20 protein-coding genes are annotated in these 24,367 nt (G+C 64.8%); 7 read left to right on the top strand and 13 right to left on the bottom strand.

Annotation, left to right across the window (positions count from 1 at the left end):
* Positions 1 to 92: 92 nt before the first annotated feature.
* Positions 93 to 1,478 carry a hypothetical protein gene (locus ACWDUN_RS14110; RefSeq protein ID WP_449929523.1) on the bottom strand — a complete coding sequence of 462 codons (1,386 nt, stop codon included), beginning with the start codon at positions 1,476 to 1,478 and terminating at the stop codon, positions 93 to 95.
* A 221-nt stretch (positions 1,479 to 1,699) separates the two neighbouring features.
* On the opposite strand from ACWDUN_RS14110, the gene istA reads away from it, so the two are divergent.
* Entirely contained in the window at positions 1,700 to 2,941 is a 1,242-nt protein-coding gene (gene istA / locus ACWDUN_RS14105; protein WP_449929522.1) for an IS21 family transposase, read from the top strand.
* A 2-nt stretch (positions 2,942 to 2,943) separates the two neighbouring features.
* Positions 2,944 to 3,726, top strand: a complete 783-nt coding sequence (gene istB / locus ACWDUN_RS14100; protein WP_449929520.1) for an IS21-like element helper ATPase IstB — start codon at positions 2,944 to 2,946, stop codon at positions 3,724 to 3,726.
* 746 nt (positions 3,727 to 4,472) lie between these two features.
* Here the strand turns inward: istB and ACWDUN_RS14095 are convergent.
* Positions 4,473 to 5,459, bottom strand: a complete 987-nt coding sequence (locus ACWDUN_RS14095; RefSeq protein ID WP_449929518.1) for an IS481 family transposase — start codon at positions 5,457 to 5,459, stop codon at positions 4,473 to 4,475.
* A gap of 585 nt (positions 5,460 to 6,044) precedes the next feature.
* Here ACWDUN_RS14095 and ACWDUN_RS14090 point away from each other — a divergent pair.
* Positions 6,045 to 7,436, top strand: a complete 1,392-nt coding sequence (locus ACWDUN_RS14090) for an AlbA family DNA-binding domain-containing protein (RefSeq protein WP_449929516.1) — start codon at positions 6,045 to 6,047, stop codon at positions 7,434 to 7,436.
* Between the two features lie 251 nt (positions 7,437 to 7,687).
* On the opposite strand, the gene ACWDUN_RS14085 is transcribed toward ACWDUN_RS14090, so the two are convergent.
* The 5 genes from ACWDUN_RS14085 to ACWDUN_RS14065 all read right to left on the bottom strand — a co-directional run bounded on the left by ACWDUN_RS14085 (position 7,688) and on the right by ACWDUN_RS14065 (position 14,304).
* On the bottom strand, positions 7,688 to 11,176 hold the full coding sequence (locus ACWDUN_RS14085) for an SIR2 family protein (protein ID WP_449929514.1): 3,489 nt from the start codon (positions 11,174 to 11,176) through the stop codon (positions 7,688 to 7,690).
* Positions 11,177 to 11,186: 10 nt separating this feature from the next.
* A complete protein-coding gene (locus ACWDUN_RS14080; RefSeq protein ID WP_449929512.1) occupies positions 11,187 to 11,600 on the bottom strand; it encodes a TIGR04338 family metallohydrolase in 414 nt (137 codons plus the stop codon).
* On the bottom strand, positions 11,600 to 12,349 hold the full coding sequence (locus ACWDUN_RS14075) for a DUF2786 domain-containing protein (RefSeq protein ID WP_449929510.1): 750 nt from the start codon (positions 12,347 to 12,349) through the stop codon (positions 11,600 to 11,602). Before ACWDUN_RS14075 ends, ACWDUN_RS14080 begins: the two co-directional genes overlap by 1 nt.
* A 66-nt stretch (positions 12,350 to 12,415) precedes the next feature.
* Entirely contained in the window at positions 12,416 to 13,468 is a 1,053-nt protein-coding gene (locus ACWDUN_RS14070; protein ID WP_449929508.1) for a hypothetical protein, read from the bottom strand.
* Positions 13,465 to 14,304 carry an alpha/beta hydrolase gene (locus ACWDUN_RS14065; RefSeq protein ID WP_449929506.1) on the bottom strand — a complete coding sequence of 280 codons (840 nt, stop codon included), beginning with the start codon at positions 14,302 to 14,304 and terminating at the stop codon, positions 13,465 to 13,467. The genes ACWDUN_RS14070 and ACWDUN_RS14065 overlap by 4 nt, the downstream gene beginning before the upstream one ends.
* Positions 14,305 to 14,340: 36 nt before the next feature.
* Between ACWDUN_RS14065 and ACWDUN_RS14060 the strand changes: the two genes are divergently transcribed.
* Positions 14,341 to 15,363 carry a sigma-70 family RNA polymerase sigma factor gene (locus ACWDUN_RS14060; protein WP_449929504.1) on the top strand — a complete coding sequence of 341 codons (1,023 nt, stop codon included), beginning with the start codon at positions 14,341 to 14,343 and terminating at the stop codon, positions 15,361 to 15,363.
* On the opposite strand, the gene ACWDUN_RS14055 is transcribed toward ACWDUN_RS14060, so the two are convergent.
* Entirely contained in the window at positions 15,346 to 15,846 is a 501-nt protein-coding gene (locus tag ACWDUN_RS14055; protein WP_449929502.1) for a VOC family protein, read from the bottom strand. The two genes, ACWDUN_RS14060 and ACWDUN_RS14055, sit on opposite strands and share 18 nt — an antisense overlap.
* 128 nt (positions 15,847 to 15,974) lie before the next feature.
* On the opposite strand from ACWDUN_RS14055, the gene ACWDUN_RS14050 reads away from it, so the two are divergent.
* Positions 15,975 to 17,099, top strand: coding sequence for an NDMA-dependent alcohol dehydrogenase (locus ACWDUN_RS14050; RefSeq protein ID WP_449929500.1), 1,125 nt, complete (start codon positions 15,975 to 15,977; stop codon positions 17,097 to 17,099).
* Between the two features lie 60 nt (positions 17,100 to 17,159).
* On the opposite strand, the gene ACWDUN_RS14045 is transcribed toward ACWDUN_RS14050, so the two are convergent.
* The 4 genes from ACWDUN_RS14045 to ACWDUN_RS14030 all read right to left on the bottom strand — a co-directional run bounded on the left by ACWDUN_RS14045 (position 17,160) and on the right by ACWDUN_RS14030 (position 21,830).
* On the bottom strand, positions 17,160 to 19,961 hold the full coding sequence (locus ACWDUN_RS14045; protein ID WP_449929498.1) for a hypothetical protein: 2,802 nt from the start codon (positions 19,959 to 19,961) through the stop codon (positions 17,160 to 17,162).
* Positions 19,962 to 20,289: 328 nt separating this feature from the next.
* Complete coding sequence (locus ACWDUN_RS14040; RefSeq protein ID WP_449929497.1) at positions 20,290 to 21,066, bottom strand: SDR family NAD(P)-dependent oxidoreductase; 777 nt, start codon at positions 21,064 to 21,066, stop codon at positions 20,290 to 20,292.
* A gap of 53 nt (positions 21,067 to 21,119) precedes the next feature.
* Positions 21,120 to 21,365: a hypothetical protein gene (locus ACWDUN_RS14035; protein ID WP_449929495.1), complete on the bottom strand. Its 246-nt coding sequence runs from the start codon at positions 21,363 to 21,365 to the stop codon at positions 21,120 to 21,122.
* A 9-nt stretch (positions 21,366 to 21,374) separates the two neighbouring features.
* Entirely contained in the window at positions 21,375 to 21,830 is a 456-nt protein-coding gene (locus ACWDUN_RS14030; RefSeq protein WP_449929493.1) for a MarR family winged helix-turn-helix transcriptional regulator, read from the bottom strand.
* A gap of 68 nt (positions 21,831 to 21,898) precedes the next feature.
* Between ACWDUN_RS14030 and ACWDUN_RS14025 the strand changes: the two genes are divergently transcribed.
* On the top strand, positions 21,899 to 22,660 hold the full coding sequence (locus ACWDUN_RS14025; protein WP_449929491.1) for a pirin family protein: 762 nt from the start codon (positions 21,899 to 21,901) through the stop codon (positions 22,658 to 22,660).
* Positions 22,641 to 23,945 (top strand): PQQ-dependent sugar dehydrogenase, encoded by a 1,305-nt coding sequence (locus ACWDUN_RS14020; RefSeq protein ID WP_449929489.1) that lies wholly within the window; start codon positions 22,641 to 22,643, stop codon positions 23,943 to 23,945. Before ACWDUN_RS14025 ends, ACWDUN_RS14020 begins: the two co-directional genes overlap by 20 nt.
* Here ACWDUN_RS14020 and ACWDUN_RS14015 read toward each other — a convergent pair.
* Positions 23,938 to 24,216: a GlsB/YeaQ/YmgE family stress response membrane protein gene (locus ACWDUN_RS14015; RefSeq protein WP_449929487.1), complete on the bottom strand. Its 279-nt coding sequence runs from the start codon at positions 24,214 to 24,216 to the stop codon at positions 23,938 to 23,940. The two genes, ACWDUN_RS14020 and ACWDUN_RS14015, sit on opposite strands and share 8 nt — an antisense overlap.
* Positions 24,217 to 24,367 lie beyond the last annotated feature (151 nt).

The raw sequence follows: 24,367 nt of genomic DNA, 5'->3' as shown, positions 1-24,367 counted from the left end.
GGCGCACTCAGCCCGGACGAGTTCGTTCTACAGTGGACCACGACCCACCAACCCCGAGCCGCATAGCGACTGGACCACCAAACGGGTCCCCCTCAGGTGTACCAGGGCGCTGGCGACCAACCGTTTGTCTTCGCTTCTCGCTCGGTGGCGTCGATGCACTCCATCAGTAGGCAACTTGCCTCCTCATCGGCGCCGTCACGACGAAGTTGCTTAATGTGCTCGACCCATTCGACGAAATCTCTTCCACGAACCAGTCTTTCAGCTTGCTCTTTCGCTTCGGTGCTACCTGCGGCCTGCCGCTCTCGGCGAAGGTCGGCCATCAGCGCAGAGTTCGCACGACCTTCTGCTGCCGACTGGGTGTCGGTCAGGCTTGCTACTACCGACTCGTAAGGGCCCAGCGTCGCGCGTGCGGTGAAGCCGGGCGCCTCGCTAGCATAGATGCGGCACCGCACACCGACGGTGGCGCCGACAAGGTGCGGCTCTCGAAGTAGCACCCTGATCGCATCGGCGTACAGCGCGCCAACGACTCCGATCAAACGGCCCCCGACGTACACCGCTACCGGGCTGAATCGGGTGCCAGGTTCGCGTATCTCACGCAGGACCGCGGTCGTCTCGAGGGCGTCGCCCAACGCGACACCGGCCTCGGCGAATGCAGTTGCGATCGCGTCCCGATACTCCTTTTCGTACGACACCTCAGCTGCCGAATCGAGAGTGACGAGTGTGATGGTTGATTCGGCGGCCAGGTCCAGACGGTTCGGCGCCACGATGCTGGAACCGCTGGCCGGAGCCGGATTGGCTACGACGCTGGCTGCCTGGCCCGATAGTTCCCGCGCTCGAGCCAATCGGTCGCATAAGGCCTGTGTCCCTTGATGTGTGGGATCGGCGGCGAGGAAGCGTTCGATCACCAGGACTTCACCGAGGTAATCCTTCTGTTTGCGCAAGAGGATTGCGGCCTGCTCCGTAGGCCAGGCCGAGGGCCGGTAACCCTGGACCTTCGCGCGACCCTCACTCGCTTCGATGCATTCCCGCAATATGGCGAGTGCAGCGTCTGCGTCACCGCGCGCCTTGGCCTCGGCGATCACCGGGCGAAGCGTCTCGAAGTCCTGTCCTCGGATCAGCCCCGCGGTCTCGGCGAGCCGGATCCGCCGCATCCGGCCGGTCTGAGTTAACCGCTCGGTGCCCTCCGGGCTGCGGTGCCCTGGCCAGTCTCCGTGGTCGACGTACGACCATTCGGCCTCGGTCTGGCCTGAGCATGACAGCGTAACTCGAGCCGACCAGTCGCCGGCTTCGCAGCACGCCCATACGCGTGCCAGCACGGTCAGTTGGCGCCCTGCGCGGGCATGAGCGATCGCAATCGGTTGAATTCGCGGCGCTTCGTCAGCCGGCACCCAGCCCACGTGAACGCCGTCGATGTAAACCGACACCGCGTAACGGTCGTGGGGATTCTGTGGATCGGGTATGAGGACCGCATTGCGCATCAGGACGCCTCCGAGCGGCCGACCTGCTGCGGCGAAAACATGCGCGAACGCCTCACGGCGGTACGACTCACCCGCGACTTCGATGTCCTCTACCCCAAGCGAACCGAGCTGGGCTGGCGTCGCAAAAGAACTCGCATTAGTCGGTGCCGAACTGTTGACGACGGTCGAAAACTAGGCCAGTCGCGACGGTGAAAAGTAGGCCACCCATTCAGATTGGACGGGTGATCTCCTTGGAAGACTGGGCCTTGATCCGGCATCTTCACCTCAGCGAAGGGATGTCGCAGCGGGCTATCGCCCGCAAGCTGAGCATCGCGCGAGACACGGTGGCCAGTGCGCTGGCCACCGATGGTCCGCCGAAGTACGAGCGAGCCTCGGCGCCGTCGGCGATTAACAAGGTGGAGCCGCGGATTCGAGCGTTGTTGACGGCCTATCCGACGATGCCGGCGACGGTGATCGCAGAGAGGGTCGGGTGGACCGGTTCGATCTCATGGTTCCGTGAGCGGGTCCGGGCGATCCGCCCGGAGTACCTGCCCGCCGATCCGGTCGATCGACTCGAGCACTCGCCGGGACGGGCGGTGCAGTGCGACCTGTGGTTTCCGGCGCCGAAGATCGCGGTCGGCTTCGGCCAAGAATCGATGCTGCCGGTGCTGGTAATGGTGGCGGCGTTCTCCCGGTTCATCGCCGCGGTAATGCTGCCGTCGCGCCAGACCATGGACCTGGTGGCCGGGATGTGGCAGCTACTTGCGCAGAACTTCACCGCGGTGCCCCATGAGTTGTGGTGGGGCAACGAGGCCGGGATCGGGCGCCGGGGTCGGTTGACCGATCCGGTGACGGCGCTGATGGGGACGCTCGGGTCACGGCTGCTGCAGATGAAACCCTATGATCCCGAATCCAAAGGCATCGTGGAGCGAGCCAATCGGTATCTGGAGACGTCGTTCCTGCCCGGGCGTAGCTTCGCCTCACCCGCGGACTTCAATGAACAACTGAAGCAATGGCTTCCGATTGCCAACAGCCGTCGGGTGCGGGTCCTCGATGGTCGTCCCGTCGACTTTCTCGATGCCGACCGCGCCCAGATGCTGGCGCTGCCGCCGGTATCACCGGTGGTGCAGTCAGTGACTTCGGTGCGGCTGGGACGGGATTACTACGTGCGGGTGGCCGGCAACGACTACTCCGTCGACCCGAGTGCGATCGGCCAACTCGTCGAGGTGACCACCGACCTGACGCAGGTGACGGTGGCCCGGTCGGGACGCCTGCTGGCGGCCCATGACCGTTGCTGGGCAGCGCGACAAACCTTGACCGACCCCACGCACATCACGACAGCCGCGGCGCTGCGCCAGCAGTTTCAAGCCAGCTCGCCGCTGGCGGCAGGTGATCAGCTGGTGCGGGACTTGGCCGACTACGACCGCGCGTTCGGGGTTGACTTCACCAGTAGCACAGTTGCTTCCGATGGCGAGGTGGCCTGATCATGGCCGAGGATCCGATGAAGGCCGTCCTGCACTACGCCCAGGCCCTCAAAGCCCCACGCATCCGTGAGTCCGCCGCCCGACTGGCCGAGCAAGCCCGCGACGCCGGCTGGACCCACGAGGAGTATCTGGCGGCGGTACTGTCGCGGGAGGTTGCGGCTCGCGAGGCTTCCGGTGCGGCAACCCGCATCCGCTCGGCCGGGTTTCCGAACCGGAAGTCGTTGGAAGACTTTAACTTCGATCATCAGCCGGCGCTGAGCCGGGACATGATTGCCCACCTGGGCACTGGCGCGTTCCTGGCCAAGGCATCCAACGTGGTACTGCTCGGGCCGCCCGGAACCGGCAAGACTCACCTCGCCATCGGGCTGGCGGTCAAGGCTGCCCAAGCCGGTCATCGGATCGCGTTCGCTACCGCGGTGGATTGGGTCGCCCGCCTCAAGGCCGCCCACAATGCCGGGCGCCTCCCCGCCGAGCTGGTCAAGCTGCGGCGCATCGGCCTGCTCGTCGTTGACGAGGTCGGCTACATCCCGTTCGAGCAGGACGCGGCGAACCTCTTCTTTCAACTGGTCTCCAGCCGCTACGAACACGCCTCGCTGATCCTGACCTCCAACCTGCCGTTTGCCCGCTGGGGCGACGTCTTCGGCGACCAAGTCGTGGCCGCAGCGATGATCGACCGCATCGTCCACCACGCTGACGTCCTGACTCTCAAAGGCTCCAGCTACCGACTCAAGGACACCGGAATCGACACCTTGCCCTCCGCACGCGCAGACAACACGGCACAATAACCACGACAACGTGGCCTACTTTTCAACCGTCGTTTTTGGCCTGGGGTTGGACCGTCGTCAACACGAACCGCCAAGCCTGTTGAAGAAGTCTTTGAAGCCCATGTATGCCCCCCGGGACAGCGCGCTTGACACCCCGAATGGCCAGCGCCGCGAACAACGAAGCCAGTTTCTAACATCGTGGTGCGACATCGCCGGAATTTCGGTCGAAGGCGGTCAAACCGTCTGACGCGCGACACCGGAGGAGCGCCATGCCCGCATTCCAGGTCACGATGTTTCAGAGAGGGCCAGACAGTCGCAGGCAGCTGTCATCCGTCCCGGTATCGGGAGTGCTTCGTGGAGCAAGGATCGTCGACGACTTCTGACACGGCTGAATGCCGTGTTCACCGCCAGTGCTGGCCGGTACGATCAACTTCAGGTTGAGCCCGTGGGAGGTGCCGCGATGGAGCAAAAAACACCGAAGAAGGTCGTGGTGTCGAGCGCTGCCATCAAGAGGGCTGGGAAGCGCGCCACGAAGGCGTCAGCCAAGCTGGAAGGCCGAGTCGTGCCCACTGGCCACCGTCGATCTGCCGCAGTAAAGGCATACCTCGCGATGCAGCGGCCACCTAAGCTCTAGTATGCCGCTGACTTGAGGATACGGCGAATCCTCGCTACCGCATGACGAACTCGACCTCTGCTTTCTGAGGTCATCGAGATCCTGAAGGCCGATCACGGCGCGAATGTTTTCAACGTTGAACAGGCGTGCAGGACTAGTTGTACTGACCTGAGAGGTTAGGTACGCGGGTGCCGGGTGGTTGGCCGCCGAGTGCGGTGTGGCCGCGGTGGTGATTGTAGGTGTGCAGCCAACGTGGGAACTCCGCGCAGCGATCGGCGTCACTGGTGTAGAGGCGGGCGTATGCCCATTCGTCGGCAAGGGTGCGGTGAAATCTCTCCACCTTGCCGTTGGTCTGCGGGCGGTAGGGGCGGGTGCGGCGGTGTTCAATCTCGCCGAGAGCGTCTCGGAATGAGTGGGATCGATAACAGGATCCGTTGTCCGTCAGCACTTTTTGTACGGTGAACCCGCACTCATTGAACCAGGAATTGGCGCGTCGCCAGAAGTCGGCGGCGGTGTCTTTGCGTTCGTCGGCAAGCAGCTCGGAGTAGGCCAGGCGGGAGTGGGCGTCGATGGCGGTGTGCAGGAAGTGATAGCCGCGCCGTCCATTACGGTCGCCTCCAGTTCCGCTGCTTTTGTCCGCGCGAGAGTGCCGAGTTCCTGCACTTCGGCCCAGCATCCGCCACCCGCCTCCGGCCGGGATCTTGCCTACCTTCTTGACATCGACATGCACGAGGTCGCCCGGATGGGCGGACTCCATCCGACGGATGACGCGCCCGGTCGGGCGGTCCAGCCACCGAAGTCTGGCCAATCCGTATCGGGTCAGGACACGCTGGACCGTAGACACATTCAGACCGAGTAGGTAGGCGATCCGCGCCGCTCCCCATCGGCGGGTGACCCGGACTTTGATGATGCGACGCTCAGTGCGCGTCGGCGTCCGGTGGGGGCTGTGGTGGGGCCGTGAGCTGCGATCGACCATGCCGGCCGGCCCTTGCTCGCGGTAGCGCCGGGCCCACCGCTGGGCGGTGGTGACAGCGACCTGGAACCGTTCGGCAGCCCGGCGCAGCGTCCAGCCTTCTTCGACGACGCAACGAGCCAGGCGCAGCCGACCGGTTTCTGACAGAGGGGCATTACGGTGGGACATGAAGACCTCCGAGATGAGTTGGTGCGTTCCTAGACAGCTCGCACTTCACTCGGAGGTCTTCGTCATGTCACCACGCCACGCCGTACCTAACGTCCGTGGTCAGTACAACTAGGTGGTCGAGGAGTTTGATGCCGGCATCGCTCGACCGGTCGCTACTACTATTCGGCGGCCGGCCCAGTTCCCATCCACGGGTAAAGTCGCCCCCGACTTCGGGTGGGAGACGCATCTCCGCGGCGCCGTGGTACTTCTCCTGGCGACGTCCCCGTATTCCGAGCACCTCGTCGTAAAGGTCGAGGATGTAGCTCTTCGGAGTCGGCGCGGCCAGCCATGAGTCGATTCTCGTAGGTGGCAGGTCGCCCTAGCTGTCGAGGCCGGGATCGCAGCGACACTGTAGTCGCGCTGCGCGAACACCGCGGTGGGCCAACCCGTTGGTGGGACCGTCGCCAACTGCCCGGGAGACGGTCCTTGCAAACGGTGACGCCATCGCGGACCACGAAGCGCATGCAGACACGAACCCATCTGGAATACGTCCTGGGATAGTTGGCATCCGCGCGGTGTCGGGTGTGGGGCGTAGGCTCCGCGGCCATGAGCCTCCGCGTCGACACCGCGCGCGCACACCGGACACTCGCGGAGCTTGCCGAGCTGGTCCAGGCGATCGTCGCGAGCGACGGGAAGCTCGGCCAGGAATCCCACTGGCTCGAATGGAAAGGCCCGCTGCCCATCGACAAGCAGGAGGGGCACTTTCACATCGCGCGCGCCATTCTCGGATTCGCCAACCGTGACCCGCAGCGCGCAGCGCGGGTGTGCGAAGGCGTCGCATACTTAGTTGTCGGTGCGGCCCCCGCGTCGGTGCCAGGTGTGAAGGCCGTCGATTTCGCTGACCTCTCACAGGGCGTGGACCGGTATGTCCAGGGCGTGCGGTGGACGCCGCAATACGTCGCCCACGACGATAAGACTGTCCTCGTCGTCACCGTCGAGGCGCCGCGCAGCGGCGATCCGATCCACACTCTCCGCAAGGGCACTGACAAGTTCGATGCTGGGACCATCTTCCACCGTGGTGCCGGCCGCACAGCCCCCGCCAACCCGGACGATATCAAGATGCTCAGCGACCGCATCGTTGCCGGACTACGTCCGGCAGGTCTCAGCCTCGATCTCCGTGCCGAAGCTCGCCATCCGCTAATGCGCCTCAACGGCAGCGAGGAAGCCCAGCAAGACTGGCTCGACAAACGCGAGGCTCATCTACGCGCGACGGTGGAGAAGCCAGAACCCGAGCCGAAACAGACAGCGAAGGCATCGCCCGACGACCCGTTTGGTATCCGCAGCATCAACGCGGGCATCTTGGACGCGTTATTCTCTGGTCCAGCTAAGCAGTCGGCATACGACGAGGCTATGAAGGAATATCTCGAGCTGTGCCGTAAGCGGCTGCTGCGCAATGTTGTTCGGGACATAGTGCGAGACGCCAGAAACGCCGTCACGCTCGCGGTCGTCAACGAGAGTGACGAGCCGATCAGTGATCTTGTTGTGACGGCGCGGATCGAGAGGGCGCCTGGAATCCTTGTGTTCACGTCAGCTCCCGATGCTCGACCGATGCCCGAACCTCCCGAGTGGCCGACGCGAGGCGACGCGCTGGCCTCAATCATCGGCATGCACCCGTCCGTGCCCGTGATGCCGATCCCTGCCCTTTCGGGAGCTGGCGGATCACCCTTCGTTGACCCGCGAATGTTCGACAGCACAGTCGTGGATGAGCACGATGACTACTTCGAAGTCAATTGGAGCGTGGGAGATCTGCTCGCAGAGTCCGATGACGAGACGACGTTCTACTTGGCGCTCGGGCCGGCCGCGCCCGAGCAGGTACTAATGAAATTGTATGCCCGGTCTAAGAGTCACCGAGGTGTTGCTCGGAAAACATCTACGCTTTTCGTCGATGCCGATAGTTGTTGGCAGCTCACGGATTGGTTCGACCCGACGGTCGACTGAGAGCGAGGCTGGGATGTCCCTGTCACCCAGGGAGCCATTCACCCCGTCGCTGCCACGTGTCGGAGTGTGCTGTCGGCCGCGACGCAGCTGTGGGGAGACGCAACTCGGCGGCAATCGGTCCACGCTGGCGTTGCGGACGGTGCTGCTGCCTTACGCGTTCACCGACGGTCACGATCGGTTCAACGACACAAGGCTTCGGGTCGCCAACGCTGCACAACGCGATGGCTGACCCGGTTTATACGTCCAATTAACTAATCGAGGCTGATGCCCAACCGCAATGCTGCTTCGGCAATAGAAGCCAGAATCTCCGTTCCGGCTCCTGCGGTCCTGAGTTCTTCGACTCGTTCCTTCAGGTCGATCCACCCCTGAAGCGGAGCCGGCGTCGCGTCGAGTCGCTGCAGAACCAATCGTGCGACCCGTTCAGGATCGCGTTCGACGTGAGTCGCGGAGAGGTCATGAAAGAACAGGTCGTGTATGTCCACCGCAGCTGCCGGAGCTTCGACGATCAAATCGATCGCCTCAGACATCGAATCTGTCAAGAACAGAATCCAATTCGCTAGTGCGCTCGTCTCCCGGGGGTCGAGAGTCCGCGGGACACCCTTGGCGCGATCGGACATGTAGTCGCGAATCCACTGCTGCCATTGCGCTTCGACAGCTTCGGGTTCGAGCGCGGCGAGCTGAAATCTCACTGCCCTCGTCCATGCGACATTTGCCTCGTCGGTCCCAGTGGTGATGATGTCTCGTATCCACGAGCGCAGATCGCCCTCCGCGGTGGTGGCAACCTTCGCCAGGAGGTTCGGTAGATTGCGTCTGCCTTCTTTATCAAGTTGGTCAACGTGGCTTACCGCTGACACCAACCTCGTCAGAAAACCGTCTGAAAGCAGATTGCGGTTCAAGCTGCCGAGCGACAAGAACCCGCTCCAAACTGCCCCGGCGCGAGGGTTGGCCTCCCAGTCGAGGAGTGGAAATAGGTACTGCTCGCACCACTCCTGGTCGGCCTGATGGAAGAAGTGGACGAATCTGCAGAATGCGATCCGCACAGCTTCGCTTCTCGGGGTGTCTTCTGAGATCAATTCGGCGAGGTAGTCGGCCGTGTCCGCTGGGATGCCTCCCCATGACTCGGATCGGCTGCGCCAAAGGAAACCCAAGCGGCTGACCCAAAACTCTCCGATTCGTCCCGCCGGCTGGTTGAACGCTGCTGCCGCATAGCCACTTTCAGCCCATTGGTCCGTTGCGCCTGCGTCGCCGGCCGGGGTCGCATCCCAACACCTCTTTGCGAGAGCCTCACTTTCCGCGACCTCGTGCCACTTCGTAGATTCCGAACCGTTCGATCCGAAGCCACTTAGCATCACGGTCACCCAATCCAGGATGGGCTGTAACTCGAGTTCAGCGACGCGTGTGAGAATCTGCGGGACGGTCTCTGCAGACGGAGCTGACGCCGCCAGTCCTCTCACGACCGCTTGATCTATCAGAGAATTTCCCGATCCGATGGCGTCGAGGAGCCCGAGAGCCAGGGTGGGCCACTCCTGGCTCACTGCAGCGATCGCGCCCGCAAGGGAATCCCAGCGGCGTTCATCGTCCCAGTTCGAGATGGCGGAAGCGCACGCTATCAAAGCCGCCGAAGTAGCACCGAGTTCATCGGTCAGGCTCTGATGGAGTCCGGTTTTGTCCGACGGCGGCGCAGCTGCCCAGATGGCCTCGTTTGGTGGAGGCTCCGGTGGAGAGACGATCACTTCCGGATGCGCCTCAACGAGTGCCGACAACGCGTCTGTTACGGCGGCGGTTTCGGTGACACTAGCGATCATGGTGAGCAGATTGTGTGCGCGGTGCGGTGCGTATGGGTCGTCATCAGAATGGGCGCGGATGTCCTCGACCAGTGCTGAGAGGCTATCGACATCGGCCGCAGGACTTGCGGTTACAACGAGGTTGGTCGTTTCGCTGCGCAGATCGCGGACTTGGAGCCAATTGGAATCCAGAAGCCAGCGCAGTTTCTCCGTCTCGCTCTTGTCGCTTCGAATCGTCCACGCATACACGGCAAGGCGTTTTAACAGCGTCACGTTGCTGTTGGCCCAGGTATTGATCCGCGCGGCGGCGTCCGATGCGTTTGCGGTTACGAGGTGGTCGATGCAGTCGCGGGCGACATCGACAAGGAAACCGAGCGGCCTGTCCAGGCCGTCGTCGGCGACCGAGATCGAAGGCCGCCAGTCACTCGGTAGCCGCCTATCGGAATCGCCTGAAGCAGCGAGTTGAAGATCGGCGCGCCGAATGTGCCGCTCGACGATGTCTATGAACTGCGGCGCGTAGGCGTCCAGTGAGGATCTGTAGGTCTGTTCCCATAGATCCCGAAGTGCTCTGTCGCTATCCCGCATTGACGGCCTGAATGTTGTGGCCAGGAAAGTTGAGTAGCTCCTGGCTGGAAGGATCCTTGGTTCTGACAAGTAGTCGAGCACGAACAGCGCGGTGTCGGGGTCCTCCTTCATAGACGATGCGTTAAGTACCGAGCCTAGAAATGACGCGGTGTAACGATTGTCGCGGTTGTTGGCGATCACGAGTAGCCATCGCCGCATTCTTTCGGATAGAGGCGTTTTGGCGCGCGCAAGTTGGCGTCCGACGTAGAACAGCGCATCGCTTCCGAGGTGACCGCCGACGTCGACGACGATCTGGAACGCGGCGTCCGACACTTCGTCGTCGTTGACGTAGTTGTCGGCGAACCAGATGGCGAGGTGTCGCGTGATCTCCGGATCGACGTTCGTCGAGGGGTGGAACAGCGTCGCGAATTGCGGTCTACTCTCCACCCACTGCAGCCACGCCGGGCCGTGGGCGTATTCGCAGAAGAATCGCACCATGTCCGTATCCCCAAGAACCGTCTCGAGGTACGAGACGGCTTCGGGTACGGGCGAGGGATCCTGGTTTGCGACGAGGTCCTTGATCCGACTTCGACTGCCCATCAGACCCTCCGAGCTGCGGGTAGCCCAGACGCTGAGGGTCTTCGGTTGGTCGCCGTGAGAACAGATGATTGGCGTTATACCAAGGCGTCGCCAAAACGCGGTGTCGTCGTCCGAGGCGGTGAAGGCGTAGCGCCGCTCCGATCGTCCACCGAGCCCTCGGGCGAGGTACTTCATGATCGTGTCGTTGTGGCTGTATCCGACGAAGAGAACGGGATAGCGGAGGAACATCCGGTCGAGGAATCGTGCCGCCCACGCATCATTCAAGTACGCCTTTCCGAAGTCCTCGTCGGTCGCGACCAGCCGACGGGGGTCCTGGTCGACGTGACCATGGATGTACACGAGGCCGGTGAAGTCGTCTCCCATCGGCAAAGCGGGTGCGAGGTACTGCTCATGGTCGCCTCGTTGGTCTAGCAGTGTGGCGAGGTGTCGGTCGTAGTTGGTGGTTATCAAACGGGCGGTGTTCGAGCACGCAAGGTCCGCGATGGCCTTGTGCAGCGGTGTCGGCCGGGAACTACTGCGCGAGCTGATCTCACGAATTCGACGGTGGACGTCGATCTTGTACTCGTCGTTGATCTTGCCGAGGATCTCCTCCAAGGGCTGCTCGTCAAGGTCGGCGTCGGTGATGACGGCAGCAAGATTGCCCTCGTCACGAATCTGCCTTACAAGGTCCTTGAAATTAGGCAGTGACGACGGGGGAGCCATGGAGGCTCCTGCGCCGACAAAGATGATGAGGTTGCCCGACGCATGCGCCTCGATAAGGTTCGCCGGCAGATCGACGTCGCCTAGATACATAACGCGAAGACTACAAATACGAGACTGGGGAGCCGCGCGCGACGCTTAGGTCGAGCGTGTACCGTCGCGTCTGAGCGTAAACAGCTGCGAAGTGTCCGAAGAAGACCACCAGCTCGCGCAGCGCCCAGGTGGTGTGCCGATCGGGTACGGCGATCGTCCCGTCCGCATAGTGCGCGGCGGTGACCCCGCGCCGGGCCCGGACCGTGCACGCGCCGGCATCCGGCCACCGCTCGCGTACCGCCGGCAGCGCCAGGACGTCGTCGACGTAGCGCTGCACGTCCTCGACCGCGCCGAACCGCGCCTCCGGCGGCAGTGTCAGCGCGGTCCCGAAGAAGTCGAGCGAACCCCGCCCGACGGCGCGGTCGAACAGCGTGCGCACGAAATCCTCCGCGGCATAGACCTTTGCGCGCTGCGCATCGCGCATCAGCGCTCCAGTTTGGCCCGCGCCCCGGACAGTTCCGTGGGCGGCCCCAGCCGGGCCCGCCGACCCGCCCGGTCCCCGGCACGGCGAGCGGCCGACGAATAGCCCGCCGTCGCGCTGGTGGCCCGCCACGTTCCGCGCGCCGCCGACGCCTGCCGGTAGAACGAGGTGAGTTCGAGATCCTTGTTGCGCAGCGCCAGCGCGGTTCCGGGGGTGCGGTCGATGCCCTCGGTGGCCGATCGCCGGGCCTCCTCACGGGCCTCGGTGAGCCGCTGGCCCACCCGGGCGCCGAAGGCCAGCTGAAAGTTGATGCGGGCGGTGATCGTCGGCGTCGGCTTGTGGTCACCGGAGGCCAGGTACTCCTTGGAGGCCCGCACCATCTGCATCACCAGACTCGAATAAAGGGCGTGGCTGGCGTCGATGTCCTCGGGGAAGCCGTAGGCGTAGACGAACGTCGAATTCGACGCCACATCGCATTTCACGTCGTTGGCCATGGCGATCACGACGAACAGCTGGACGTAGGTGCGCAACCCCCGGGTGCCCGGCTCCCCGATGCTGATGGTGCGTTGCGCCGGTGCCTGCGCGGCGGTCCGCTGGGTGGAGTGGGCGCGGGCCACCGCGAGATCGATCGATGTCGCGGTGGCCAGGCGTTGCGCGGCGGCCAGGAAGGCATCGGCCTCGTGTGCGTTGTCGGTACCTTCGGCCTGGCGCAGCAGTGCCGCGATGCGGGCCAACATCTTGTCGTTGCTCATGCGCTCACGCTAGGAATCCGAACCGACAGAACCCGACGCTGCCGTCGAAGTTATCCACAGGCGGCCTCATCGGGTGACGAAGGTGTCCAGCGCGGCGATCAGCTGCGGTGACAGCGGGTCCTGATTGGCGTAGTTGGCGACGCTGTCGGTCGGGTCATCGCGCAGCACATGGTTGACGCCCCTGAGCTCCACGACGGTCAGCGCTGTGCGCTTGAGCGCGTCGACCAACGGCCGCACAGCCGGACACGGCGCCTGCCCGTCGGAATCCGAGCAGGTCAGCAGCACCCGCGTGGCCGTGGGCACCTTGACCGCCAGCGCCAACGGATCGATGGCATCGGCCTCGACGACGGCTTTCACGTTGCCCGGGTTCAGGATTGCGCCAAGACCGTCGGGCAGCTGCGCGGGCGCGGTGCCCCGGGTGCGCGCCTCGGCCACCGCCGCGCCCCACGCGTCGAGCACCTGCTGGGCCTGTTCGGGTGTCTTGGCGCCGGCGGTCCTGGCGGCCTCGACATCGGTGCGCACCCGGTCGCTGACGATGTCGAGATAGCGGCCCGGCAGCGGCTGGAAGAGGCCGAGCGAGTGGATCTTCGGCGCATCCGGCTCGATATCGTCGGCCAACGTCATGGCGTGGATGGTTCCTTCACCGAGGGCGTACACCGAGATCCGCTCGGGATCGGTGCCCGGCCGGCCGGCGAGGTAACGCACGGCGGCGCGCGCCCCGGCGGTGTAGGCCGCGCTGCCGACATCGGCGGGATTGGTGGCGTAGGGCCCGAGCCCGGTCCTGCCGGTGCCCACCTTGTCGAAGCGCAGCGAGGCGATTCCCTTGCCGGACAGATACTCGGCGAGTTGGCGCATGTTGCCGACCGGCCCGGCCACGGCGTTGTCGCCGTTGCGATCGGTGGCTCCGCTCTCGGAGATCAGCAGGGCGGCCGGCCCGGGGTCGTCCCCGCGGTGTCGGTAGGTGCCGTGGATGGTCAGGCCGGCGGCGTCGGTGAACGAGACCTCGTCCTCGACCCACCCCTGTTGCGTGCTCGGCTCTCCGGATTCACCGGATGAGCACCCGGCCACCAGCAAGGCCGCCGCCAATACCGCCGCCACCTGCCGGACTACGTTCTTCACAGTCTGGTCTCAATCCACGAAGTGACATCGTCGAGGACCACGCCGCGTTCCGGTTCGTTGAACACCTCGTGGTACAGCTCGGGATACACCTTGAGATTGACATCGGTGGACCCGACACAATCGACCAGGCGCTGCGAACCGGCGACCGGAATCAGCTTGTCCTGGCCACCATGCACCACCAGCAGCGGCGCGGTCAGCGCAGCGGCCCGCTGCGGCATGGTCTCACCGACCCCGATGAGCGCCTTGGCGACACCGGCTGGCAGCTTGCCGTGGTGCACCAGCGGATCGGCCTCGTAGGCGGCGACCACCTGCGGATCACGCGATACGGCGTCGGCGGGCAGGTTCTCCACGGGCAGGCCCGGCAGCACGCTGCCCAGGACCTTGGCAACCCCGATCATCACCGGCGACACCGCGTCGTGCGCGTAGACGGCCGGGCCCGACAGCACCATCGCCGCGTAGTCGTCGGGATGTTCGACGCCGTAGGTGAACACGACGCCGCCGCCCATGCTGTGACCGAGCACCACGCGGCGCAGTTCCGGGTGGGCCGCGGTGGCCAGTCCGACGAGGTGGTGGAAATCGGCGGTGTAATCCGAGATGTCGCGCAGGTAGACGCGTTTACCACCCGAGCGCCCGTGTCCCCGCAGATCCAAGGCGTAGGTGATGAGGCCGGCCTCGCCGAACCGCTGCGCGACGTGGTCGTAGCGGCGGGCATGCTCGGCATAGCCGTGGCAGAGGACGACGACGCCGTTCGGATCGGTGGCGGGTGTCCATACGTCGTAGACGATGCGGGTGCCCCCGACACCGTCGAAACTGCGCTCACTGCGGGTTGTGGCCACGCGACGAGCCTATCGGCTGGCGGCGAGGCCCTGCCCTTGTCGGTGGCCGTGGGTAAGCTCAGCCGGGTGACCGTCCTCTCAGCGGTAGACGACAGATTCGAGTCCAAAGACGCCTTCCTCGCCGATGCCCAGCGGTACCGACGAGAACTGCTCGCGCACTGTTACCGGATGACCGGCTCGGCGCATGACGCCGAGGATCTGGTGCAGGAAACCTATCTTCGCGCGTGGAAGTCCTATGACCGCTTCGAGGGCAAGTCCTCGGTGCGCACCTGGCTGTATCGCATCGCCACCAACACCTGCCTGACCGCACTCGAGGGCAAGCAGCGCCGGCCGCTGCCGTCGGGATTGGGCACCCAGTCGTCGGATCCGCACGCCGATATCTACGAGCGCCATGAGGTGCCGTGGCTGGAACCGCTGCCCGACGCGGATGATCCCACGGATCCGCAGACCGTCGTCGGCACCCGGGAGTCGGTGCGGCTGGCTTTCGTGGCGGCGTTGCAACATCTGTCGCCGCGGCAGCGGGCGGTGTTGGTGTTGCGCGATGTGCTGCAGTGGCGTGCCGCCGAGGTGGCCGACGCCGTGGGTTCGTCGACGGCCGCGGTGAACAGCCTTTTGCAGCGGGCGCGCGCACAGCTGGATGCGGTGGGGCCGAGCGATGAGCAGAAGTTGCAGGCACCCGAGTCCCCGGAGGCGCAGGAGCTGTTGACCCGCTACATCTCGGCGTTCGAGGCCTATGACATCGACAAGTTGGAGAAGCTCTTCACCGACGATGCGATCTGGGAGATGCCGCCGTTCGACGGTTGGTACGTGGGGCCGGCGGCCATCGGCGCGCTGTCGCGGGACAAGTGTCCGGCCGAGCGTCCCGGCGATATGCGCCTGGTGCCCACGACCGCCAACGGGCAGACGGCCGCGGGGATGTATCTGCGCAACCCCGAGACCGGCGTGCACGAACCGTTCCAGTTGCACGTCATGGATGTGACGGACGCGGGCATCACGCACGTGGTGGCGTTCCTGGACACCCGGCAGTTCGCGAAGTTCGGATTACCCGCCCGACTCTGACCGATGGACGGCTGCCAGGCCGGCGATGTCGAATTTACCGACGGTCGCCAGCACGGCGGCGTCCAGCCGCCTGTTCGCCTCCGCGTCGCCGCGGGCCAGCATGTCGTAGTACTCGGTCGGCGTGATCTGCCAGGACAGCCCGTACTTGTCCTTCAGCCATCCGCACGGTTGTTCCTGCCCGCCCTCGACGAGCGCGGCCCACAGCCGGTCCAATTCCTGCTGGCCGGTGACACGCACCTCGAGCGAGACCGCCTCGGTGAAGGTGAAGTGCGGGCCGCCGTTGATGCCGACGAAGACCTGGCCGCCGAGCTCGAACTCGACGACCACCGGGACATCCTGCGGAGCCGGTGAATCGGGATGGGCGGACTGCTTGCGCAGGATTCTGCCGTTACCGCCGAAGGCCGCGATGTAGTGCTCGGCGGCCTCTTCGGCCTGTCGGTCGAACCACAGGTTGGGAATGATGCGGGCGTTGATATCAGTCATGCCGGTATAGACCGGGCAAGCCGGGCGGACTCATCGCAGCGCGCGCTCATGATGCCATGAAGTCTTGAAACCCGCTGTTCACCGCCGATATAACCGGTGATTTGTAACGTGTTCTATTATCGCTGTCCATGAAGACCAAAGGTGCTCTGCTCTGGGAACTCAACTCGCCGTTCCGGGTGGACGAGATCGATCTGGGCGATCCGGTCGCCGATGAGGTGCAGATCCGGATGCATGCCGCCGGCATGTGCCATTCCGACTACCACCTGACCACCGGGGCGACCCCGATCGGGCTTCCCGCGCTCGGCGGTCACGAGGGCGCCGGTGTCATCACCAAGGTCGGGAAGAACGTCACCGGGCTGGCCGAGGGGGACCACGTCATCCTCGCTTTCATCCCGGCGTGCGGGGAGTGCCCACCGTGTCTGAAGGGGTTCCGTTCACTGTGTGATCGCGGTGCGGTCCTGCTCGGCGGTAAGGCCATCGCCGACGGCACCAGTCGCGTCCGTGCGGGTTCGCATGAGGTGTCACCGATGAACCTGCTCGGCACCTTCGCGCCGTACATGACGGTGCACAAGGACTCCGTCGTCAAGATCGACCACGACATCCCGTTCGAGACCGCCGCCATCATGGGATGCGCGGTGCCGACCGGTTTCGGTTCGGCCACCAACGTCGCCGAGGTGAAGCCCGGCGACACCGTCATCATCGTCGGTGTCGGCGGTATCGGCATGAGCGCCCTGCAGGGCGCCGTGATCTCGGGCGCCAAGCAGGTCATCGCGATCGACCCGAACGGGTGGAAGCGCGATCAGGCCATCAAGTTCGGAGCCACCCACGTGTATCCGACGATGGCCGAGGCCATCGCGCCCGTCATCGACGTGACCCACGGCCTGATGGCCGACAAGGTGATCGTCGCCGTCGGCGATATGAAGGGCGAGTACATCGAAGAGGCGATGATCCTCACCGCCAAGACCGGGACCTGCGTGGTGACCGGGATGGGCTCGATGATGGACGCCGATGTGAAGCTGAACCTCTTCCTGTTCACCATGTTGCAGAAGACGCTGAAGGGCAACATCTTCGGTGGTGGCAGCTCACACGTGGAGACACCCCGGCTGGCCGCCCTCTACAAGTCCGGGCTGCTCAACATCGACGACATGGTCACCCGCACCTACCGTCTTGAGGACATCAACACCGGCTATCAAGACATGTTGGACGGCAACAACATCCGTGGCGTCATCCGTTTCGACGAAGCCGACTGGTAAGACCCCGAAACGCAGAACCGCCCACTTCCTGTCCGGAAGTGGGCGGTTCTGTTCATTCACTCAGGCTGCGTTCTGACCACTGTCACCGGAGTTGTTGTCCGAGCCGCTGCCGCCCGCCGGGCTGTCGCTACCCCGGGGTCCGGAAACGGTCTTCGGATCGTCCTTGGCGTCCTCCTTGGCCTCTGCCTCCGCTTCGGCCGCCGCCTCGGCCGCGGCCTCCTTGGCGGCCGCACGCTCGGCGGCACGCTTCTGCGCCTTGGTCAGCGGGGTGACGACCTCGTCCTCGACGACCTCCTCGATGACCTCGTCCTCCGCGACCTCGTCCTCAGCGACCTCATCCTCGACCACCGGTTCGCCCGGCTCCTCGGCAACGGGTTCGGCCGGCTGCGCCGCCGGTTCCTCGACCGGCTGTTCGGTCGTCGATGGCGTCGCGTCCTCGGCCGGTGCGGCCGACCGAGCCGTCCGGGTCATCGACAGCTCGGTGACGGTCACGTCCGCGGTGGACGCACCCTCCCCGGACTCGCCCTCGGTGAGCTGGTCGTCCGCGGCATCGCCGGGCAGGTCGAGCAGCCCACCGAGCACATCGTCGAAGTTGCCGTTGATCAGGTCGCCGACGCCCGACAAAGCGTTCGGCGCGGTGTTGTTGTCCGACGTCATCGCGGTCTGGAATCCATTGGCCAACTGGCGCAGCACATTCGGGAACACCTGGTCCCAGTCCACGTCCGGCATGGTGCCGAACCGGACCGGGGTGGCCGCAGCGTCCAGCGTGCGCTCGTAGGCCCCGGTCTCGGGATTGAAGAACGCATCCGAGTAGCCGAGGTTGACCAGGCTGGTCAGCGCCGGCGACAACGCGTTCGCCAGGCCGTTGACCACATTGGCCACCGGCGCCAGTCCCGCCAACCGCAACACGTCGCCCACCAGATACAGCGGCTCCAGCATCGGCAGGGTGTTGGCCCGAACCGTCAGGTAGATGTTGGTGTTCGGCGAGTTCTGCTCGGTGAGGTCGCCGACCAGATCCTCCAACGCGTCCGTCAGCTGTCCGGCGACCGGGCCGGCATCCAGGCCGCGCAGCATGTACGTCGGCAGGGCCCCGGCGGCCACATTATTCAACAGCGAGAAGGGGTTCGCCCACGCCGCGAAGTCCGACATGAACTGGTACTGGACGGTGGCATCGACCTTGACCGGGACCAGGTTCGCGCCGCCCAGGGACAGGCCGGTGTCACCGATCGGCGTGCCACCGCTGCTGGTGACCGCGACATCCGGTGTCACACCATCGATTCCGAGCATCTGGAAGAAGTCGGCGAACCTGGCCATGAAGCCGCCGTTGGCGCGGCCGGCATTGTTGAGCAGGATCGCCGGCAGGATGGTCAGGCTGCCCAGCAGCGGATTGACACCGGTGTAGTCGACCCCGCCGGGCTGAGAGGACAGCTGAGCCAGCACGTCGCGGTAGGCCGCACCGGCCGAGAAGGCGCCCATGCCGGTGCCAATGACGATCGGGATGCGAACCGAGGCGATCTCCTGATCCGGAATGGCGTCGATGGCACCGTTGACGGCCTCGTTGAGGGCATCCCCGATGCTGCCGGTGCCGCTTTCCACGACACCGTCGACCAGCTCCGCGACGTTGCCCGAGATGCCGTCGTTGAGACTGTTGGCCAAGCTGGTGATCACCGGCGAGATGGCGCTTTGGAGCGCACTTCCGATCGGAATGGTGATGTTCTGCCCGAAAACGCGGACGGTGTAATTCAGCCCGGCCAACGAGCTGTTGATGCTGGTACGCAGATCCGCTTCCAGGGTCGCTGTGGCGTTGTCGACAATGTCGTTGACGATGTTGTTGAGCGCCGGCGTCAGCACCGTGCCAAGGTCGGCCGCGAGCGAGCCGTCGGCGAGCGCATCAGCCAGCGCCGCTGCAAGATTGGTCTTCAACGTCGAGGTGCCGAGGTCCAGGTAGCCGGTGCCGTTGACCGAATCGGCGATCGCGGACTGGGTGCCGGGTACCCACCCCAGGTCGACGCCGGCGAGCAGCCGTGCGAGTGTGAACAGCGGACCGGCCGAGGTGATGGTCAGCGCCCCGCTGTCGGCCAGTGTGCTCAGGTTCAGGCCCACCAGCTCCAGCAGATTGCCGAGCTGGAAGTTGCCCTGCGCATCGGCAAGATCGGCGGCGTTGAACAGCGTGGTCAACAGGTCGGGGAGCAGTGGGGTGAGTTCGGCGGTCAGTTCGTCGGCCGTCGGCAGAATGTCGTTGATGTTGCCGATCACGCTGTCGGCGACAGAGCCGGCTACACCATTCGCGATGTTGTTGATTCCAGAGCTGCCGATGACCGAGGAGAGGGTGACTGTCCGGTTGCCGAGAATCGGCACGTTGACCGTGATGCTCAATGCGTTCAACCGCTGCGCCACCGCCGCGGCGATCGTGGTCCGCAACTCGGCCTCCAACGCGTCGGCGCCGGCACCCGTCGTCGCGGACGCCAGGAAGTCCGTCAGCGCCGAACTGATGGCCTCGGTGACGGCCGCGTTCAGATCCGAACCGGGATCGTTGAGTCCGAGGGTGCTCAACAAGGTGGACACGTTGATCGTGCCGCCATTGGCGTTGAGCAGATCGGTGAGCAGGCTGTCCGGGACCTGCGCCAGCAGGGTGTCGAGGGTCACCCGTGGCTGCGCGCCGAAGGTATCCACGATCGCCGGCAGCACGGTGTTGATGAAGTCCTGCACCTGCTGATAGGGCGTGCTTGCGGCCGTCAGGCCGACGTTGCGCTGCTGCACCGTCAGCTGTTGTTCCTGCGCGAGCAGCGCGGGTGGGGTGGGAACCGGCGCCGTGATGGTCAGCGCCGCCGCCGTCACCGTTGCCGTCGTGAGACCCAGCAACGAGGTCCTGATCGTGTGGCTATTTTTAGCCCGCCGCTTGCCCGCCAATTTGATCGCGCCCCCTCGTTGGGTAGTAATGGAAACCGAAGGGAACTGTACACGTGACTTACCGCACAAAAATGCCATTTGAGCTGGAATATCCAGATCTGTCGGCAGTTGTTCGCACATCGGACATCTTCGGTCCGGGCTCTGCCAGCATTTGTTCAGTTTTGACACAACGGCAAAGTTGACTGTTACTGCCACTTAGCTCGTCTATGTTCGCGGTTTCCGCCACAGACAGCACGAAACCCCCTCGTCACGGCGGACGAGGGGGTTTCGTTTCGGCGTACTACTTGGGTGGCATCCGGATGCCGCCGTCGACGCGCACGACCTCGGCGTTCATGTACGAGTTGGTGAGCAGCTCGATCACCATCGAGGCCAACTCCTCGGGCTTGCCGAGGCGGTGCGGGAACAGCACCGACTCGCCGAGCTTGGCCTTGAAGGCCTCCGAGTGCTCGCCCTCACCGTAGATCGGGGTGTCGATCAGGCCGGGGGCGACGGTGTTGACGCGGATGCCCGAAGCCGACAGGTCGCGGGCGACCGGCAGGGTCAGACCCACGACGCCACCCTTGGACGACGAGTAGGCGGCCTGGCCGATCTGGCCGTCGAAGGCGGCGACGCTGGTCAGGTTGACGATCGCGCCGCGCTCGCCGGTCTCGGTGAACTCGTTGCGGCTCATCGCGGTTGCGGCCAGGCGGATGCAGTCGAAGGTGCCGATCAGGTTGATGGCAAGCACCTTCTTATAGGCATCCAGATCGTGCGCAGAACCGAACTCGCCATCCTTGCCGATGGTGCGCTGGGCCCAGCCGACACCGGCCGAGTTCACCAGGGCACGCAGCGGGCCCAGATCGACGGCCGTCTTGACGGCGTCGATGATCTGGTCGGTGTTGGTGACGTCGACGGTGACGAAGACACCACCGATCTCGTGCGCGAGTTCCTGCCCGCGTTCGGCGTTGAGGTCGGCGACGACGACCCTGGCGCCCTTGGCGGCCAGCTGGCGGGCCGTGGCCGCACCGATGCCGGACGCGCCACCTGTGACGATTGCGCTAGCTCCATTGATATCCACGACGACAGACTAAAACGTCCTGAGCGCCACCGATCCACCGGTCGGTTGGTTGTTCAGAAGTTCTTCACCACCCGCACGCAGGCCCAGATGAAAAGCGTGATGAAGGCCAGCGCGATCGTGCCGGCGAATTCGAACCATGGACTGGCGAGCTCGGGTATCAAGACAGCTGCGGTCGGCAGGAACAACCAGCCGAACAGGAAGACCGCCACGGCAAAGCGCTTGCTCGGCCGTGGCGGAATCTCGTCGTCATCGTCGAAATCCGGGTAGTCGGCATGGTCCTCGTAGCCCGGCTCCCCCATGAGCCGAGGTTAGCCGGTCGCCGAATCGAGCCGCGACAACACGGTCGACACCCAGCGCTGCACCGCACGCAGCTGGGACTCCGACATCTCCTCGAAGACCGCGGTCCGGACCAGTTCGGCGTGCCCCGGCGCGGCGGCCGTCAACGCCTCGCGGCCGGTGGCGGTCAGATCGACGACCGCCGCGCGACGGTCATCGTCGGCACCCCGGCGTGCGATGAGACCACGCCGGCGCATCCTGGTCAGCTGATGCGACACCCGGCTCTGCTCCCAGCCCAGCCGTTCACCCAGATCCGCCATCCGGCATCCCGGCGCCTCGTCCAGAGCCACCAACACGTCATAGTCCGCCAGCGAGAGTCCGCAATCGCGCTGCAGTTGGCGGTTCATCGCCGCCTGCAGACGAGCCGTCATCTGCAGATGGCTCCGCCACAATGTCTGCTCCTGCGCACTCAGCCACACGGAATACATGACACATCATTCAAGTTGAGATGTCCATAGCCGCCACCTAGGCTGGCATCTGAATTCGAGGAGCATTGATGACCCGCACCGCATCCGTGGACATCCGACCCGCCGCCGATCGCGCGGCCACCAAGATCTCCTGGCTGGACTCCAAACACTCCTTCTCCTTCGGTGGACACTACGACCCGGCCAACACCCACTTCGGCCTGCTACTGGTGAACAACGATGATCGCGTGGCGCCGGCCACCGGATTCGACACCCACCCGCACCGGGACATGGAGATCGTCACGTGGGTGATGCAGGGATCGCTGGTCCACCAGGATTCCACCGGCAACTCCGGCGTCATTTATCCCGGCCTCGCGCAACGCATGTCGGCAGGCCGCGGCATCCTGCACTCGGAGAAGAACGACTCCTGGCGGTTGACTGGCAGCGAAACGCACAGCGAGCCGGTGCATTTCGTGCAGATGTGGGTGGTGCCCGATGAGTCGGGTCGTGATCCGGGCTACCAGCAGCTGGAGATCGACGATGAACTGCTGCGCGGCGGACTGGTCACCATCGCCTCGGGCATGCCGGAACACCGCGACGCCTCGGCCATCACGATCGGCAACAAATACGCGGCACTGCACGGTGCACGCATGCAGACCGGCGACACGGTGGAACTGCCGCACGCGCCGTATCTGCATCTGTTCGTGCCGCGCGGCGCGGTCACCCTGGAAGGCGCGGGCGAGTTGCACTCCGGTGATGCGGCCCGGCTGACCGCGACGGGCGGCCAACGCATCACTGCTTCCGAACCATCCGAAATACTGCTCTGGGAGATGCATGCCGGTCTGGCGGGTTAGCCAACGAATCGCGTACGGCCTGGTCGGTGCGGCGCTGGTGGCCGGATGCGCCACCGACGCCGGGAACGATACAGCGCAGACCACCGCCGCCGAGACATCGGCGACCGGTGAGAACCCCTCGGCCCCGCGAACCGCGGAGCTCACCGAGGTCGCGGTGGCCGTGCCCGACGGTATGGGACAAGCACCGTTCGACGAACCCCGCCGGGCACTGGTTCCGGCGGGGTGGACGTTGTCGGTATGGGCGCGCACGGACAAACCACGGCTGGCCGCCTGGGCGCCCGACGGTGCTCTGCTGGTGACGATTCCCAGTACCGGTCAGGTACTTTCGATGCGTCCCGAGGGATCGACAGTGCTATTGGAGGGTCTCACCCAACCGCACGGAATCACCTTCGCCGCCGACAGGCTCTACATCGCCGAAAGCAACCGGGTCAGCTCCTACACCTACCGCGCAGGTGCGGTAACCGAACCTCGGACGATCGCGGACAACCTGCCCGACGCCGGGAGCCCCGATCTGCGCGGTGCGTACTCGCATGCGCTCAAGAGCGTGGCGGTCGGTCCCGACGGCGCGGTGTACTTCTCCATCGGCTCCACCGGCAACATCTCCGAGGAGGACCGCTCCGCCACACCACCACGTGCCACCATCATGCGGGTGCCGACCGAAGGTGGTCCGGCCCAGCCCTTCTCGACTGGTGTGCGAAACGGGACGGGTTTGGCTATCGCACCCGATGGTGCGGTGTGGACGGCGGTCAACAATCGTGACAACGTCGCGGACCCCGCCACCGGCCAGGTCGATCCGAACTATGTCGACGACCATCCGCCGGAGTCGGTCGCCGAACTCACTCCGGGACGCGAACTGGGCTGGCCCTACTGCAATCCCGACGGCGGACCCGCGAACCTGCCGCTGATCCGCGATGTCCAGACCAATGCCGACGGCGCCGCCATGGACTGTGCCGCGCTGCCGCCCATCGAGCAGAGCCTCGCAGCCCATTCCGCCCCGCTGGGCCTGAGCTTCACCGACGGCCAACTCCCAGCACCGTATGGCAGCGGCGCTCTCGTCGGCGTGCACGGCTCCTGGAACCGCCAGAATCCGCAGGCTCCCGAGGTGTCGTTCTTCGCTTGGCGCGACGGCGTACTCGGTGATCAGCAGACCCTTGTCGGAGGTTTCCAGGCCGAGGACGGATCTCGTTGGGGCAGACCGGTCGCCGCAGTCGCCGGGCCCGACGGCTCGGTGTATATCACCGACGACTACGCCGACGCGATCTACCGCCTGACCCCTGCTACCTGACCGTGGTACTGCGCCGGCCGGTCGCTCCGACATAGATGGCGATCAGCACGATGGCCACCACGACGCCGGCCAGGAACGGGATGATGGCGAATCCGCCGTTGGAGTTGGCGTAGCCGATCTGGTAGGTGACCCAGCTGCCGACGAGCGATCCGACGGCGCCCAGCAGAATTGTCATGAGCACGCCGATGTTCTGCTTACCGGGCATGATCAGGCGCGCCAACGCGCCGACGATCAGACCGACGAACAAGGCGCTGATGATGGTTCCGATCATTGTTGCTCCTAGATCGAGTGGCTCAGTCGTTTGACTGGTCCGGCCGGAATACCCAGTTCCACTGACGCTGAAGCCGACAACCCGATGCCCAACCGTGACGGGCTCGTGACGAAAGTTGACAGTGTTGCTGCTGTGATTGAAAGTGATCGAT

This window comes from Mycobacterium sp. NPDC003323 (genome assembly GCF_053589535.1).
This window is presented reverse-complemented; position numbering and strand designations above follow the sequence as displayed.